The 17,738-nt window shown below is 40.4% G+C and carries 14 protein-coding genes; 7 read left to right on the forward strand and 7 right to left on the reverse strand.

Annotation, left to right across the window (positions count from 1 at the left end):
* Positions 1-460 precede the first annotated feature (460 nt).
* Positions 461-2,806: a beta-L-arabinofuranosidase domain-containing protein gene (locus tag R2S57_RS25805; RefSeq protein WP_316847806.1), complete on the forward strand. Its 2,346-nt coding sequence runs from the start codon at positions 461-463 to the stop codon at positions 2,804-2,806.
* A gap of 205 nt (positions 2,807-3,011) precedes the next feature.
* Here R2S57_RS25805 and R2S57_RS25810 read toward each other — a convergent pair whose 3' ends face one another.
* From R2S57_RS25810 to R2S57_RS25840, 7 genes are all read right to left on the reverse strand, one after another.
* Complete coding sequence (locus tag R2S57_RS25810) at positions 3,012-3,986, reverse strand: glycoside hydrolase family 43 protein (protein ID WP_316847807.1); 975 nt, start codon at positions 3,984-3,986, stop codon at positions 3,012-3,014.
* Between the two features lie 48 nt (positions 3,987-4,034).
* Entirely contained in the window at positions 4,035-5,966 is a 1,932-nt protein-coding gene (locus R2S57_RS25815; RefSeq protein WP_316847808.1) for a glycoside hydrolase family 97 protein, read from the reverse strand.
* Between the two features lie 6 nt (positions 5,967-5,972).
* Positions 5,973-7,514 (reverse strand): alpha-N-arabinofuranosidase, encoded by a 1,542-nt coding sequence (locus R2S57_RS25820; protein ID WP_316847809.1) that lies wholly within the window; start codon positions 7,512-7,514, stop codon positions 5,973-5,975.
* Between the two features lie 14 nt (positions 7,515-7,528).
* Positions 7,529-9,532: an alpha-L-arabinofuranosidase C-terminal domain-containing protein gene (locus tag R2S57_RS25825; RefSeq protein ID WP_316847810.1), complete on the reverse strand. Its 2,004-nt coding sequence runs from the start codon at positions 9,530-9,532 to the stop codon at positions 7,529-7,531.
* A 991-nt stretch (positions 9,533-10,523) separates the two neighbouring features.
* Entirely contained in the window at positions 10,524-12,173 is a 1,650-nt protein-coding gene (locus R2S57_RS25830; protein ID WP_316847811.1) for a protein-disulfide reductase DsbD family protein, read from the reverse strand.
* Between the two features lie 7 nt (positions 12,174-12,180).
* On the reverse strand, positions 12,181-12,630 hold the full coding sequence (locus tag R2S57_RS25835; RefSeq protein WP_316847812.1) for a protein-disulfide reductase DsbD domain-containing protein: 450 nt from the start codon (positions 12,628-12,630) through the stop codon (positions 12,181-12,183).
* Between the two features lie 26 nt (positions 12,631-12,656).
* Entirely contained in the window at positions 12,657-13,703 is a 1,047-nt protein-coding gene (locus R2S57_RS25840) for a PLP-dependent cysteine synthase family protein (protein WP_316847813.1), read from the reverse strand.
* Between the two features lie 200 nt (positions 13,704-13,903).
* Here R2S57_RS25840 and R2S57_RS25845 point away from each other — a divergent pair, with 200 nt between their 5' ends.
* The 6 genes from R2S57_RS25845 (at position 13,904) to R2S57_RS25870 (ending at position 17,737) form a co-directional block, all read left to right on the forward strand.
* Positions 13,904-14,371, forward strand: a complete 468-nt coding sequence (locus R2S57_RS25845) for an Lrp/AsnC family transcriptional regulator (protein ID WP_316847814.1) — start codon at positions 13,904-13,906, stop codon at positions 14,369-14,371.
* Positions 14,372-15,096: 725 nt separating this feature from the next.
* Positions 15,097-15,675 carry a Crp/Fnr family transcriptional regulator gene (locus R2S57_RS25850; RefSeq protein ID WP_316847815.1) on the forward strand — a complete coding sequence of 193 codons (579 nt, stop codon included), beginning with the start codon at positions 15,097-15,099 and terminating at the stop codon, positions 15,673-15,675.
* Positions 15,676-15,767: 92 nt separating this feature from the next.
* Positions 15,768-16,304, forward strand: a complete 537-nt coding sequence (locus tag R2S57_RS25855; protein ID WP_316847816.1) for a YceI family protein — start codon at positions 15,768-15,770, stop codon at positions 16,302-16,304.
* Between the two features lie 11 nt (positions 16,305-16,315).
* Complete coding sequence (locus R2S57_RS25860; RefSeq protein ID WP_316847817.1) at positions 16,316-16,534, forward strand: 4-oxalocrotonate tautomerase family protein; 219 nt, start codon at positions 16,316-16,318, stop codon at positions 16,532-16,534.
* A 2-nt stretch (positions 16,535-16,536) separates the two neighbouring features.
* On the forward strand, positions 16,537-17,283 hold the full coding sequence (locus R2S57_RS25865; protein ID WP_316847818.1) for an SDR family oxidoreductase: 747 nt from the start codon (positions 16,537-16,539) through the stop codon (positions 17,281-17,283).
* A gap of 73 nt (positions 17,284-17,356) precedes the next feature.
* Positions 17,357-17,737 (forward strand): nuclear transport factor 2 family protein, encoded by a 381-nt coding sequence (locus tag R2S57_RS25870; RefSeq protein WP_316847819.1) that lies wholly within the window; start codon positions 17,357-17,359, stop codon positions 17,735-17,737.
* Position 17,738: the final 1 nt, after the last annotated feature.

Genomic DNA, 17,738 nt, shown 5'->3' on the forward strand with positions numbered 1-17,738 from the left:
GGTTAATATTAATTAGGGGTTAATTTACAGATTTATTTTTGTAATTGATTGATTTTATATGGATTGAAGTATTTTTTTATTGTGTTTTTTGCTAGAAAAATAGAAAAATATTTAGGTTTTTGCCTTAAAAATTGAATTTTTAATCTTGTTAAGATGGATTTATGTATGTAAAGGGTTTTTAGTTTAAAATTGAAGAAATTTTTGCTTCGTTTTGAATTGTTTATCTTTGTAGTATTAATTAGTATTAATAATTAAATTTTTGTTTGTTTTTGTGCTCATGGATCAAACGCTTGTACTAAAAAAATGCTTAAATCTTAAAAGGATCTGTTCATTCTCCACTGTATTGGAAATTGTTTTTATATATTCGTTTATAAGTGTCTTTTAGACGTTTATTTATTCAGGAATTCTCGAGAATTGAGATCCTGCAAAAAAAAATGTAGGGATTAGCTGGAGTTTATAAATGAAAAAAATTATTACCATTTTATTATTTGCCATCCTGTATGGTACTGTTTTTGGACAGACGAGTTTGCAGCCATTTAATTTAATGGAAGTCCGCCTGCTCGATGGGCCTTTCAAGCAAGCACAGGAAACCGATAAAAAATATATGCTTTCGTTAAATGCGGATCGCCTTCTGGCACCTTACTTAAGGGAGGCCGGACTAACACCTAAAGCAGCATCTTATGGCAATTGGGAAAATACAGGTTTAGATGGTCATATTGCGGGTCATTATTTGTCTGCACTGGCTTTAATGTATGCTTCTACAGGAGATTTAACGGTGAAGGAGCGAATGGAATATATGATTGCCGAACTGGATAAGTGTCAGGTAAGTAATGGTGATGGTTATTTAGCAGGTATCCCGGGTGGAAAGGAAATCTGGAAAGAGATAAAATCAGGAAATATAAAATCATCTAGTTTCTCGTTGAATGGAAAATGGGTGCCCTTGTACAATATCCATAAAATTTACGCGGGTTTGTACGATGCTTATGCGGTTGCGGGTAATGTAAAAGCCAAACAGATGTTGATCAAGCTAACAGATTGGTGTGCAGATTTAGTTTCCAATTTATCCGATCAACAGGTTCAAGAATTATTAAAAAGTGAACATGGCGGACTGAATGAGACTTTCGCTCATGTTTATGCGATAACAGGTGATCAAAAATACCTTCAATTGGCGAAACGGTTTTCGGATCGATCTATCCTAAACCCACTTTTAAATAAAACAGATGCATTAAATGGCTTGCATGCAAATACGCAGATTCCTAAGGTAATTGGTTTTGAGGAAATTGCTTTGCAAAATAAAGATGCCGGTTGGGCCAATGCTGCTGCTTTCTTCTGGGAAACAGTAGTGAATCATAGAACCGTTGCGATTGGTGGAAACAGTGTTAGAGAACATTTTCATCCGGCCAACAACTTTTCTTCTATGATTGAATCGCGTGAAGGGCCTGAAACCTGTAACTCTTACAACATGTTAAAGCTGACCAAACAGTTGTTTTTGGCTGCACCTGCTAATGCCTATCTCGATTATTACGAACGTACGCTTTACAATCATATCCTCTCTTCGCAAAGGCCGGAGGGTGGCTTCGTGTATTTTACACCCATGCGGCCAGGACACTACCGTACCTATTCGAGTCCACAGGAGAGTTTTTGGTGCTGTGTAGGTTCGGGATTGGAAAATCATGGCAAATATGGAGAGTTGATTTATGCGCACCGTGCAATTGATCTTTATGTAAATCTTTTTATCCCATCAACCTTAAACTGGACAGAAAAAGGCATCAAGCTTACACAGCAAACACTTTTTCCTGATGCGGAAAATACCACGCTTAAACTTCAGTTAAAAAACAAACAACGTTTTGCCTTACATTTCCGTCGGCCAGCCTGGATAGCGCAGGAGAAAATGACTGTACTCGTGAACGGCAAAAAAATAATCGCCAAAAGCGAAACGAATGGTTATGCCAGTATCGATCGTGTTTGGGCAACTGGCGATGTAATTCATATTTCATTACCGATGCACACCACAACTGAGTTTATGCCCGATGGTTCGGATTGGGTTGCCTTTCTCCGTGGACCGATTGTGCTTGCTGCCGCGATGGACACTTTAACTCAGCCAAATTTAACCGCAGATGGCAGTAGAATGGGGCATATTGCATCGGGAGCATTATTGCCGATCAGCGATGCGCCACTCGTTACAGGCGCTAAAAATGCACTGGCCAATGAAATCACACTCAGCGGTCAGAACAGCTTAACATTCAGCGCTCAAAATGCCATCTATCAACCCAAATACAAATCATTAAAACTGGTTCCGTTTTACACCCTGGCCGAAAAGCGGTATGTGCTTTATTTCCCTTACAGTAGTGCTGAGGATCTACCGGCACGCGCAAGTGTGATCAAATTGGCTGAAGAAACACAGATGAAGATGGAGCGGCAAACGGTTGATCTGGTGAATACAGGGGAGCAGCAACCAGAATCTGATCATAGTTTTAAAGGTGAACAAACGGATAATGGAACTTTTAAGGAAAGGCATTTTAGAAATGGAAAAGCATGGTTTGGTTATGTGCTTAAAAACAAAGATTTATCGGCGAATAAGCTTAATTTAATGTATTACGGAAAGGAAAAGGACAGCAACTTTTCGATATGGATTAACGGTGTTTTAATTGAAAAAGTTAGGTTGGATGGAAGTAAGGGCGATGATTTTTATACTCAGGAATATCAGATCCCAAAAGAATTGTTAAAAGCCGATTTAGAAGTGAAGTTTGTTGCCGATCAGGGATCGGCTATTGCGAATATATATGAAGTGAGGTTGTTGAGATAATCGTAATCCTAAGGAATTGTGAAGGCTGGAGTTATGGTGGATGTTTTAAGAAAAATCGTCCTCCTGAACTTGTTTAATGATCTATGGTAAAGGTTTTCGTGTGCATTTTTATTAGAATGATAGATGCTGAAACAAGTTCAGCATGACGGGTGAGGGGGTATCTAAATGGTCTGTGGGGACACAGACCACGGCGAATCAGGTTGTATTATTTCGCTTTTTTAACTCCCTCAGAAGTCATTACGACACGTTTCATCGTTCCGTTGCTATTATAATTTAAATAATCGATGCAAACCGAGCGTCTAAAACTTCCGCCATCATTGTTAATGGCCCCATTGTGGTAAATAAAGTAGGATTTACCTTTAAAATCAATGATGGCCTGATGATTGGTATTTGAGTTTCCGGCAATTTCGTTTAAAATACCTTTATAAATCCAAGGGCCATTGATGTTTTTACTCATCGCATATACAATCTTCTCCGGGAATTGCGAGGCATAAGAGAGATAATACCATCCTTTGCGTTTATGGATCCAGGGCGCTTCGGTAAATTCGGGTACATCAACCTTATGGATCGGTCCGTCCAGTTCGATCATATTTTTCTTCAGCTTTGCATAATAACATTTTTGATTGCCCCAAAATAAATAGGCCTGACCATCATCGTCGATTATCACGGTAGGGTCGATGTCATCCCAGCTGATTTTAACATCAGTGGTCATATCATTGGTAATTAACGCTTTTCCGATGGCATCTTTAAATGGGCCTCTTGGATTATCCGCAACTGCTACACCGATCGATTTTCCATGGATGGAACCATGAGAAATGGCCACATACCAATAAAATTTGCCCTCTCTTTCAATCACCTGCGAAGCCCAGGCATCATCGCTGGCCCAGGTAAAACTTTTTACATTTAAAGGCGATCGATGTTCTTTCCAAGTTACCATATCGGCCGACGAATAACACAACCACTCATGCATTTCGTAGGTATTTTTAGGCGTTGGTGCAACATCGTGGCCGGTATAAAGGTAAACCGAATCGCCGTAAACATAAGCTGCAGGATCTGCCGTGTATTTATCAGTGATAATAGGATTACCTTTTGAAACAATTATTTTTTCTTGCGCTTGAGCGGCGAATTGAACAAGCAAAAGCATTAAAACTGTGATATATAATTTAAAATTCTTCAACATATTATTGTTCTGTTAAGGTTTTTAGTTGGGTTGCTCTACTATTGGATTTTATTCTACAACGATTATAAATCCACCGTAGGGTTTCATTTTGACAGGTGATGGAGATTTAAGATCGATAGTTCCGGTTTTAAAATTGATTCCCTGATCTGTATCCGTAATGATCTTTGCCGATTTTGCATTGAATTTTGAAAAATCGATCTTGATGATTTTGTCAGTATTTTCTCCATTTATCCCTGCGATATACCATTTTGAACCTGCTTTGCGTGCCATTACCACAAATTTGCCCGGATAACCATCAATAAGTTTTGTATCATCCCAACTTGATGGAAAACTTTGCAGAAACGATTTCACATAAGCAGGTACGGTGGCTATTCCATCGGGCGATTCGGCCAGATGCTGCACTCCCGATTGGAAAATAACCGGCAAAGCCAGTTCGAATGCGGCAGTGGTTTTTCGTTTAATATTCGGGATTGAAGACAGGTTCATTGGTGTGAAATCCATCGGATCGAAGATGTTTCTCGTAAATGGAATCGTGGTGGCGTGCAAAGGCTCTTCGTTTGCATTGTTCTGATCAAAGGTGATGAATTCCATTCCTTTGATCGATTCCATTGTGACTAAATTCGGGTAAGTCCGCTGCCAGCCCCTTGGTAAAGTTGCCCCATGACAGTTTACACTTAAACCGAATTTTGCCGCATCTTCGAAAAGTTCGAGGTAATAACGGATCATCGACTGGCCATCGCCGCCAAAAAAGTCAATTTTAATACCTTTAATGCCCATTTTCTGGAGCAAAGCGAATTCTTTTAAGCGGTTTTCGTGGGTAGTTAATTTATTTTTTGGTGTGTATTTTACCGTATTCCAGTCACCTGCCGAATTATACCAAAGCAATAAACCGACGTTTTTGGCTTTGGCATAACTGGCCAATTGTTGCATTTTTTCGTAGCCTATTTTGGTATCCCAATCTACATCGATTAAACAGTACTCCCACTTCATATCAGCTGCGAAATCGATATATTTTTGTTGAATGTCGTAAGTGATCGAATTGTCTTTTAACATAATCCAGCTCCAGGAAGCTTTGCCCAGCTGGAATAAACCGGGATTAATATTTGCGCTTGCAGGAGCAGCCAAATCTGTGCCCAAAGTAGATTCGGTTACTTTTTTAAGGCTGCCAACGGCGATTACCCTCCAGGGTGTGTACCAGGGCAAGGTAGATTCAGGATTTACATTCTGATTGGTAAAAGCTTCACGGGCATCCGGAAAGCCGACCTGGTAATTTCCGTCTGGCGAATTTTGTTTTAAGCGCGTAGCACAATAACTGCCGTCTAAACCAACTTCAGTAAGCAATATCCAGGTATCTTTGTAATGGAAAAGTGCGGGATAAACCCAGCCAGCTTCAGTTGGGGCAGGTGTGCCTACGCTGATTTCTTTTTGATAATACTCTTCATAAGAGGGGTTGGTGCTTTCCCAACCGGTTTTAGCCACCGACATGGGCTGCATCCATGCCTTGGTTGATGCAAAAAAATGGAAAGCTGTTTTTTCTTCAGTGATTTTTTTGAGCTGCGTATCGCGATCCGGGAAATAATAACGGAAAGCCACGCCATCATTCGAAACCTGAAAAATAATATCCATCTTTTTGGAAGATGCGTTTTGCAGGTGAAAAACTCTTTTATTGGCGAGATATTGATGGTTTAGCCTTTTGCTATTTTTTAAGGTATAACTGTCTTTGATCAGTTCATTTTTAGAAACCGATAATATGGAGAGCTTTTTAACGAAATTGGCATCTTCACGAACTAAACCCAATGCCGAATTGGATAATGCGGGAGCCGAATTGCTGTTAATGGTGTAAAAGAGCGATTTGTCTTTCAGAAAAACAGAAACGATCAGTGTTTTGTCCGGGCTTACGATTTCATATCTGTTTTGTGCTTTCAGTATTTGAGTCACTGAAAGCAATAAGAGTATTATACTTGTGATTTTATATCTCATCTCTGGTTATTTTAGTTCCAATACCACAACCGATTGCGCAGGCAGTTCTACTTTTAATGTGCTGCCTGATTTTTTTGCGCCCGTAAATTTTGCATTGTGCACCTTGTTCGAATCACTGAAGGTATTAACATCGGTCAATTTTGCAGAGGTTAAAATCTGTCCGGTAACCGTACTCCATTTCAAACCATCTAGAACAGTACTCAGCATGATTTTTTTATTCGGATCTAAATTCACCAATGAAATATGGATTGCGCCGGTTGCATCCTGCGACGCAGAGACATTTAAGGCTGGAATTTTTTGATCGCCCACAGTATAGTCTGGACTGGTGAAAGCTATCGGTAAATATTTAGCATCCTGATGCACTTTATACAGATCAAAAACATGGTAAGTAGGGGTAAGGATCATTTTGTCTTTTTCGGTTAGGATTAGTGCCTGTAAAACATTCACCGTTTGTGCCAGGTTGGCCATTTTAACGCGATCGGAGTGGTTATTAAAGATGTTTAGCGTAGTGCCTGCAATTAAAGCATCGCGTAAACTGTTCTGTTGATACAAGAAACCTGGGTTTGTGCCTGGTTCTACATCCGTCCAGATTCCCCATTCGTCAACCACTAAAGCCACCTTCTTTTTAGGGTCATATTTATCCATGATTGCGGAGTGCCTGGTTACCAGTTCTTCCATTTTTAAGCAATTTTTCATGGTGGAAAAATATTGCGCTTCATCAAACTTAGTTGCCGATCCTTTTTTACCCCAGTCTCCAGTTGGGATGGTGTAGTAGTGTAAAGTTAAGCCCCACATCTGGTCGCCGATATTTTTCATGCAGGTTTCTGTCCAGTTGTAATCGCCTGAATTTGCACCACTGGCGATCCTTTTTAATGGAGCTCCAGGGTAATTGCGCGCATAAGTGGCATATCTGCGGTACAGATCAGAATAATAGGCCGGTGTCATGTTGCCACCACAACCCCAGCTCTCGTTACCCACACCCCAGAAAGAAACTTTCCATGGTTTTTCCCTTCCATTTTGGCTGCGGATGGCCGTCATTGGGCTTACGCCATCAAAATTGAGGTATTCTACCCATTTGGCCATTTCTTCAACGGTTCCACTGCCTACGTTTCCGGCAATGTAAGGTTCACAATCGAGCATCTGGCAGAGGTCTAAAAACTCATGTGTGCCAAAGCTATTGTCTTCGGTCACGCCGCCCCAATTGGTGTTGACCATTTTTGGGCGCTGGTTTCTTGGTCCGATGCCATCTCTCCAATGGTACTCGTCGGCGAAACAGCCACCTGGCCAGCGGAGGTTTGGAACTTTTATTTTCTTTAAAGCATCTACAATATCTAAACGAATTCTTCCTTTGTTCGGAATGGTAGAATTTTCGCCCACCCAAAAACCATCGTATATACAACGGCCCAAATGCTCGGAAAAATGACCATAAATGTGTTTGCTCACTACTTGATCGCCCGCAGGTTTAATCGTTAACTGCGTTTCATTTTGTGCTTGTGCTAAAATGGCACTGCAGAATACTGCTGCAGATAAGAGAAGTTTTTTCATCATGATCTCGTTTGAATCTATTGGTTAAATGGAATTTTGATTACGTTAAAAGAGTAAGGCTTTAAAGCAATGTTCAGTTTTTTGCCTTTTAGGTTCAGGGTGGTTTTATGTGGACTTACTGCTTCAGGATTTTCGAAAGAGTTGACCTGACTGAGATTATTGCTTGCCAGTTCGTCGTTGGTGGCTTTATTTTTTAATTTTAGCTTTCCATCCAGATCAAAATCTATATTTTGTGGCTGACCGGAGTTATTGGCAATTTTAATAATCAGTTCTTTTTTGGCCTGATCGGTTACGGCAGAGGCATAAAGCCCGTCCTGGCCGGTGATGTTTTTTTCTTCGAGTGTAACAGAAATTACGTCCGTCCCTTTGTTGGTGGAGAACAGTTTTTGTACATAATAATCGGGTGTTCCGTACGATTTTAGGTTGTCTACCCAAATCATATCAGGTGCCCATTGCCAGGCATCAACATGTGCGAAAAGTGGGGCATAAGAAGCCATTTGCACTACATCGGCATTGCGCTCTAAACCTGTCATTAAAGAAGCAGCTGCCAAAGCACTTTCCCAATTGTTCCTATTGCTGCCGACGAAATTTTTATCAGCATGTACAGCATATTCGCCAACAAAAACTTTCGAGCCGTTTCTCGGATAGTTGTCGTAATGATCAGCATTTTTTAAAAACCAATCGGCAGGGCGGTAGTAGTGCTCATCGATAAAATCTGCATTGTTTTTTCGCAAGGTTGTGTTCAATAAGTTAAAACGGTCGCCTTCAGGATCCGTGCCTGAGCTATTGATGAGTTTAAAGTCCGGATATTTGGCTTTGATGGCCTTTGTGAAAATGGCTAGCCTTTCCAGGTATTGCGGACCCCAGTTCTCATTTCCAATACCCATCATTTTTAAGTTAAATGGTTTTGGGTGGCCCAAATCGGCCCTCATTTTCCCCCATTTGCTGGTTACATCGCCATTGGCAAATTCGATCAGATCGAGCGCATCCTGTACATAAGGATCGAGTTCATCAAGCGAAGCTACTTCTGCTGTATTAAACTGGCAGGCCATGCCGCAATTTAATATGGGTAAGGCATCAGAGCCAATATCTTCTGCCAGTTGAAAATATTCGAAAAAGCCCAGGCCGAAACTCTGGTAATAATCTGGAGCGGGGCGGTGTGCAAATTCGGTATTCCAACGGTTCATGATCAGTTGGCGGTTTTCGATCGGGCCAATGGTTTTCTTCCATTGGTAACGGTTGGCCAGATCGGTTCCTTCTACAATACATCCACCAGGGAAACGGATAAAACCAGGTTTCATATCGGCTAATAACTGCACCATATCGGCCCTCAATCCTTGTGAGCGGTTTTTCCAGGTATCGCCAGGGAACAGCGAAATCATATCGAGATCGATAGCTCCATTTCCTTGAAATAAAATAGAAAATTTTGCTTTGGGATCAGTTTCGGTAGCCGTAAAACTCGCCGACTGCTTTTTCCAGTCGCTGCCCGTTTGATCAGGTATTAAACTTCCCTCTCCGATGATTTTATTATTGGCATCTTTTAGCAATAACACAAGCTTAATCCCCGGTTTTGCCTGACGGTACATAACAGAAAAATCGTAGCGCAAGCCTTTTTTTACCCCAATCCCTTTAAAACCTTCATTGATGAGTTCAAAATCGTCGGTTTGTTTTTTCACCTGTAAATATCTGGGATTGGATGTATTTACTTCTTTGCGGTTTACCACCAATACTTCACCTTCCTGTTGTTTATTTCGTTGAATGGTCCAACCCATTAATGGTTTTGCAAATTCGAAGGATCGGTTTTTAATCAGCTCGGCGTAAATGCCCCCATCGGCACCAAAGTTAATATCCTCAAAAAAACCACCCCACATATTGGGCTGTACTTTGGCAATAGTATGGTCTGTTTTGATTTTGATCACTTTTGCCGTTTGCGCCTGCACTTCGGATACAAATCCGATTCCAAAGAAAAAGTACATTATACATCCAGAAAACACACTTTTTACAGGGTAATTTAATTTCATACGGTTTAATATTTGGAAGATTGTTATCGTAAAAGTAAAATATTTAAAATAATAAACGTCATAAGAACATTTATTTTTTTCTGCACCGATGATTTTGTTGATGCATTCTACGATCTTAACATGGAGAGAAATAGGGTGAATACCCAAAATTAGACCTGAGGTATCAATAGGGTTTACTAAAGTAAGTTTTAATGATGTTTGAAGTTTCTTTTAAGGAAAGCTTGAAAATCTTTCCTGTAAAATATTGTCATACTAGAAAAGCAGGATTGATGTTAATAGATCCTGGAAAGGGCTATTGTTGTGGGCACATCTTTATTAATCCAAATTTGTTTTTAGTCCCTTTGTCTAAGGTGAGCGTCATGCTGTCCCGAAGCTTCGGGATCAGCGTATTTTCTGCCATTAACTGACTCCAAATTCTTATAAAATTTTAGTTTGGAGATAAATGTTAATTTTTTCTCCGCTCTATGCCGCGGAGGCATGCTACTTTGGAGCGCCAAAATAGCCAAAGCGCTTTGTCATCCGATAGCTATCGGATCCAGTAGTGGGCTTTTTGCACAATTCCTCCACACAACAAAAAAACAGTGGCACTTCGTTTTGTGTTCAATATTCATAAAAGTTTAAAATCAACGGTTATGAACACAAAACCACTGCGTTTTAGGTTTGGAAGCGAGGCTGTATACTATTCTGCACCTGTTTTTTTGATTCTCCCAGCCCTTGGGATTGACTGCGTTCTTCGGTAAAACCTGTGGTGTTTTAAAGTAACTTAGCATGACGCCTAAAAACCAGTGCACACAAAGGTGTGTCCACACGATGGGTTAAGAGGCGCTGATCTGAAAAATAATGATGTGAAAGGATTTAGATGTATTGGATTTAGTATTTTCTGTAGCAGAAAAATAGCTAAAAAAACATGGGCAGACCATCCGGTACCGCCCATGAATTATTAACTAAAATTAAATCAAAACCTGGTGGCTTCTACTCCACCAATACCTTGTTATTTAAAAGCGTTTAAACCGCTTGTTAAGAATTTTTTATAATTGGCTACTTCGTAATCTGCGCCTTGTGGTTGTACCAATAATGTTTCTGTTTTAGGATCGAGCAATACATAAAAAGGTTGCGAATTGGATTGGAATTTCCTGGCCTGCAGGTCGCTCCATTTTTTGCCAATGGTATTCAGTTTTCTTCCTTCCGATGTAATGACAACATCTTCAGGGGCTAGTTCAGATTTGTCATCCACATATAATTGAATCAGTACATAATCATTGCTGATCATTTTATATACATCCTGATCTGGCCAAACATTGGCTTCCATTTTTCTGCAGTTTACACAGGCGTGGCCGGTAAAATCGATCAGTATAGGTTTGTTCAGCTTTTTTGCGGCGGCTAAACCTTCGTTATAATCGAAATAGGCATTGAGTTTTAATGGTGCGTGGAATTTATCTGCATATTTATGCGGACCATCATTTGTAGCAGTTTGTTTTCCTGCCAATAATCCTGTGGTGTAGAGATCGAAATCCTGTGTTTCCTGGGGTGGAAGAAAGGCCGATACACTGCGTAAAGGCGCCCCCCACATGCCTGGAATGAGGTAAATGGTAAATGCCAATACTATTGTTGCCAGAAAAAGCCTGGGTACAGAAATAAAGGCCAGTGGACTATCATGAGCAAATTTCAGTTTGCCCAAAAGGTAAATTCCCATCATACCGAAAATGACGATCCAAAGGCTTAAGAATATTTCCCGATCGAACCATTCCCAATGATAGGCCAGATCCACATTGCTCAAGAATTTTAAGGCAAAAGCCAACTCCAGAAAACCCAGTACTACTTTTACACTGTTTAACCAACCACCTGATTTTGGCAGTTTATTCATCGCTGATGGAAATAATGCGAATAAAGCGAAAGGAATGGCGAGTGCCAAAGAAAAACCAAACATTCCAATTGCCGGTCCTAGAAGTGCACCAGTGGTTGCCGCCTGTACCAGTAAAGTGCCGATAATAGGGCCAGTACAAGAGAAGGATACCAAAGCCAATGTTCCAGCCATGAAAAACAGGCCCGCTATACCACCTTTATCCGAATTGGCATCCATTTTATTTACCCATGAAGAGGGTAGGGTAATTTCGAAAGCCCCTAAAAAGGACGCCGCAAAAACAACCAGCAATAAAAAGAAGAAAAAATTAAAGATCCCGTTGGTAGATAGGCTGTTCAGGGCATCGGCACCAAAAATTACCGTTACCAAAAGGCCAAGTACTACATAGATTAAAATGATGAAAAAGCCATAAAGCGCTGCACGCCGAAAAGCTTTCCCCTTTTCTGAGCCCTTGGTAAAAAAACTTACCGTTAAGGGTAACATAGGGAAGATGCAGGGCATTAGCAGTGCCGCTAAACCGCCAACAAAACCTGCAATAAAAATCCCCCATAAGGTTTTGTGTTCTTCCTTTGGCTGAGCAATAACTTTTTGAACAGTTGCAGCAGTAGCAACCCTTGTTTTCAGGTTCGTGTCGGCCATTTTAACCGTACTATCAACCGTTTCAGGCTTAATTTCTGTGAAAGTTAAATCGTCGGTATTGGTACTGTCCTGTGCGTATGCCCCATATGATAGGGCACAGAGACACAGCAAGCCGAGACAGATTTTCTTTAAGGACATCATATGCTTGTTATTTTACAGGAATACTAAAATCTACCTGTTCTGGTGGTAAACATTGTTTATCGTCGCATACCATAAACTCTACGCTACCTTTTACGGCTGCTGTTTTGCCTTTCAGCTTAATTTTTTGCTGAAACACAACCGATTTTTCGAAATAACTTACATCCATTTTAAAAGTAGATTCATACTTGGTAATGGCTTTTGGTTCGGTAGTGGTACCAACTAAGGTATAAGCGGCCGACGACGGGAAGGTAAAGGTTGTTTTAACCGGTCCGCCATCTTTAACAAATTGCGAGTATAAATGCCAGCCCTGATCTACAGCGGCCTTAATAAATACAGTAGCCGTAGTAGGACTTGTTCTTTTCGCTGCGTAACTCCAGGTTACCGGTTTTAAAATTTGGCTGTATGCACTGAGCTTGATCAGGCATAATGCACAGAATAAAAATGTGATTTTTTTCATGTTGTGGTTTAATTGGTTTATGTTGATTATTTTAATCTGCTAAAGGCCTGGTAATCGATAAAATCGACTTCAGGTGTGAGGTATCCGGCTTTAATAGGTTCTACTTTCATTAAATCGGTACTTAAATATTTTTTGTTGCTATCCGAAAAAATGGTCACTACACAGTTTTCTACCCCCATTTTTTGCTGTTGTTTGATGGCGCCGATCACATTTGCACCTGATGATATGCCTACGGCCAAACCCAGTTTTTCGGCTAGTTTTTGCGCCATCAGTATGGCATCGCCATCATTCACCTGTATCACTTCATCCAGTTCGCTCAGTTTCACAATTTCGGGGATAAACTCATCAGAAATCCCCTGGATGCGATGACTGCCTACTTTATAACCAGTAGTTAGTGTTGGCGATTCTGCAGGTTCTAATGGATGTATTTTAATGTTGGCATTTTGCTTTCTTAAGAAATTACCCACCCCCATAATGGTTCCACCCGTGCCTACTCCGGCAACAAAAGCATCAGGCGAAATATTTTTCAAACGTAACTGCTCCCAAATTTCTTTACCTGTGGTGTGCTCGTGAGCCTCTGGGTTGGCCATGTTCTCGAACTGTTTGGGTAAAAAGATATTCGGATTATTAGCCGCCATAAATTCTGCAAGTTTAATGCTGCCTATAAAACCACCTTCTTCTTTGCTCACCAGAATAATTTCGGCCCCTAAACTTTTAATAATATCCATGCGCTCTTTACTCAGCCAGTTGGGCATAATGATGGTAACGGGATGCCCTAATGCTTTGCCAATGGCTGCAAATGCAATTCCGGTGTTGCCGCTCGTAGCCTCAACAATCCTGTCGCCAGCTTTAATCTTACCGTCGGCATATGCTTTTTTTAAGGTATAAAGTGCCATCCTGTCTTTAATGCTGCCTGTTAAGTTGTAATGTTCACATTTAACATAAATTTTGCCTACGCTACCTTGGTAAGTGTAGCTAAGTTCGAGCATTGGTGTATTACCAACCAGAAGCGATAAATGTTCAAATTTTCCCTCCATAGCAGAAATCGGTTTGTTTGCTGTTAATGTTGTCATGGTCTGTTTTATAAAATCAGATAACGGTTGATATTTCAGTTACCTTTAATTTCGGTAAAATTCTGTATTATAATTTTTTATGTCAATACATCTTGTTTTTTACGTAAATTTTCTGCTTTTTTGAGTAATTTTTAGTCTTTATTTCAGTTTAGGCTTGTTTTTTAAACTGTCATTATATAATTTTTCAATTTACTAACAATATGATACACGGCGATTTAGACCAGGTTGATGTAGAAATCTTAAAATTATTGCAACATGATGCCTCTTTAACCAATAAAGATGTATCCTTGAAGCTGCATAAATCGATCGCCACCATACACGAACGTATCAGGAGATTAAAAGAACAAGGCTATATTAAAAGAATTGTAGCCATACTCGACCGCAAGAAGATCAACAGAAATCTGATTGCCTTTTCTCATGTATTGTTGAAAGAGCATACTGCTAAAACTTTAATCGAGTTCGAAACAGAAGTTTCTAAATTTGGGGAGGTAATGGAATGTTTGCAGATGACTGGCGCACATGATTTTATTCTCCGCATCGCAACGAAAGATATGGATGCCTACCACGAATTTCTGCGGAATAAACTGGCTACACTACCCAATATCACTACCGTTCAAAGCTACTTTGTGTTATCAGAGCCTAAAAGCGAAACCGCTTATCCTTTGTGAGGTTGGTCATTGGTCATTGGTCATTGGGTCATTGGTCATTGGTTAGAGGGGTTAATCGGTTAATTGTTTAAATCGGTTAACTGGAAATTGCAAACTGAAAACCGCTAAAGGGTTAATCGGTTAATTGTTGAAACCGGTTAACTGTAAACTGCCAAGTGAAAACTGCTAATGGGTTAATCGGTTAATTGTTGAAATCGGTTAACTGTAAACTGCCAACTGAAAACTACTAAAGGGTTAATCGGTTAATTGTTGAAATCGGTTAACTGTAAACTGCCAAGTGAAAACTGCTAATGGGTTAATCGGTTAATTGTTGAAACCGGTTAACTGTAAACTGCCAAGTGAAAACTGCTAATGGGTTAATCGGTTAATTGTTGAAATCGGTTAACTGTAAACTGCCAACTGAAAACTACTAAAGGGTTAATCGGTTAATTGTTGAAATCGGTTAACTGTAAACTGCCAAGTGAAAACTGTTGAGGGGTTAATCGGTTAATTGTAGAAATCGGCTAACTGTAAACTGCCAACTGAAAACTGGTTAATCGCTTAACTGACTCTGGACTAAAGATTGTTTGCCTTTCGACTCTGCTCAGGGTGACTTGGACTCCAGACTATGGATTTGGGACTAAAGATTGTTTGCCCTTCGACTCCGCTCAGGGGGGCACTGGACTTCGGACTTCGGACTCCAGTCTTCCGACTATTCCCAATAATCCTTATCTTTATTTCACGCTATGGATCCCAAAGAAATACTAAAAGCTCACATTTCAAAAACCGCAACCTTAACCGATGAGCAGTTCGATTATTTATTTTCGCATTTCAAGCCAAAGTCTTTCAAAAAGGGACAAGCCATCATAAGTGAGGGCGACAAGGTAGACCATGAATATTTTGTAATCTCGGGCTGTTTAAAAGCTTTTTTTATTAATGATGAGATCAAAATGTACATCCTGCAATTTGCCATGCCTACCTGGTGGACTTCTGATTATGGAGCCCTTTACAACCATACCCGTGCCACCATAAGCGTAGATTGCATTAGCGATGCAGAAGTGTTGTGCCTTTCTAATGAAGACCGGGAGAAGATCTGTAGCGAAATCCATCAGGCAGAACATTTTTTTAGGTGGAGGACCAACAGAGGTTATCTGGCTTCCCAGAAAAGGCTCTTGTCTTTCATGAATAACGACACCAAGGCCCGTTACGAAGAGCTTTTGGCCATGTACCCTCAACTGTATAACCTGGTGCCCAAACATTTAATTGCAGCCTATCTGGGTGTTTCGAGAGAAACCCTGAGCCGGCTTTATAACGCCCACAAATAGCGCTTGCAGAATGTGATGTAGATCACCTAAGCCCCGTCAAAATCCTCCTTTACTTTGTGTTGTCGAATCACTAATGATTTGCAAACAAAGAAATGGAAACTACAAAATTTGAAATTGTAAGCGCTCAAAGCAGCATCAACTGGACCGGTAAAAAAGTAACCGGAGCACACAATGGTACCATCGGTATTAAATCAGGTTCTTTAACTTTAAACGATGGTACACTCATTAACGGAGAGTTTATTATCGATACTACCAGTATTGTAATTCTTGATATTACCGACCCTGCAACCAATGCACAATTTGCCGGACATTTATTCTCTGAAGACTTTTTCGCCATAGATCAATTCCCAGAAGCCAAATTTACCATCACCGCTGTTGACGAAACCAGTAAAGACAATACTTTAATTACTGGCGATTTAACCATCAAAGGCATTACGCATCCCGTAATTTTTGCAGCAGGGGTTGAGGTGAACGGCAATACGTTAACCGCTTCTGGCAAAATCTTTATCGACCGTACCAAATACAACATGAAATTCAGGTCAGGTAACTTTTTTACCAATCTTGGCGATACACTGATCTATAATGAATTCGAACTCGATGTAAATCTAACCGCATCATTAACCGCTTAAATCTCACTGCCATGCCATACGTAAAAATAGAAGTAACCCGCGAAGGTGTTACACGCGAACAAAAACAGACCTTAATCAGTGGAATAACCAAACTGATGACCGAAGTATTGAATAAAGATCCAAAACTTACCCATGTAGTGATTCAGGAAATTGAATTGGACGACTGGGGATATGCTGGCGAGCAGGTATCGGTATTACGCGAAAAAGGAATTACTGCAAACAACAAATAATCATGAAAACACTAACCGTAATCATAACAGGTGCATCAACAGGTATTGGCCGTGCCATTGCAACTTTATTCTTAAAACAAGGCCATAATGTAGTGATCAACTCAGCCAACGGGAACAATTTAATCACAGCTTACAACGAATTGGGCTCTCACAATCAATTGGCAATGGTGGCTGGGGATATCAGCAACACCAGTACAGGTAAACTATTGGTCGAAACAGCGGTAGCACGTTTTGGCGCTGTTGATGTATTGGTAAACAATGCCGGTATTTTTGAACCAAAACCTTTTCTGGAAGTAGATGAAGCGCATCTCGATAAATTTTTAAACATCAATTTAAAAGGGACCTTTTTTACCACGCAAGCTGCCATTGCACAAATGTTGACACAGGATGGAGGTTCAATTATTAATATCGGAACCGTATTGGTTGACCATGCCATTGGTGGTTTCCCTGCAACAGCGCCGATTTCGAGCAAGGGGGGCATTCATGCCTTAACCAAACAGTTGGCAACCGAGTTCGGAAAAAACAATATCCGTGTAAATGGCATTGCGCCTGGCATCATCAGAAGTCCGTTGCAGGAGAAAAACGGTGTGAGTGATGCCGACGCATTTGCAGGTTTACATCTGTTAAACCGCATCGGCGAAACACAAGATGTTGCCGAACTGGCCCTTTACCTGGCTGAAAGCAATTTTGTAACCGGCGAAATCATCAACCTGGATGGCGGTCATGTTGCCGGACATCATTTTGCTTAAACCTTGTTAATCAATCAACAACCAGGTATGCTAAGAGATTAAATAACCTGAGCATACCTTAAAACTAAAAATCATGAAAAATTACACCGAAAATGCAAAAGCAATAACAACCATATTATCATCATATTTCGAAGGTATTTTTAATGGCGATACGGCGCTGCTCAGAAAAATATTCCACCCTAAAGCTGTAGTAGCTGGTGATGTGAATGGGCTTCCCTATTTTAAAACGATTGACGAATATTTAGCAGGGGTGGGGAGCCGTAAAAGTCCACACGAACTGAATGAAACCTTGCACATGGAAATAATTTCAATAGAAATTATCAATTCTATAGCAATTGCCAAAGTTCATGTGCCTATTTTTGATTTTAATTATTACGATCTACTTTCTTTAAGTAAAACTGACCAGGGCTGGGTGATCGTGAATAAATTGTTAACCAACGTAAAAATTTACTAAG

Origin of the sequence: Pedobacter psychrodurus, assembly GCF_032678585.1 — a bacterium.
In the GTDB taxonomy this organism is placed as follows: Bacteria; Bacteroidota; Bacteroidia; order Sphingobacteriales; family Sphingobacteriaceae; genus Pedobacter; species Pedobacter psychrodurus_A.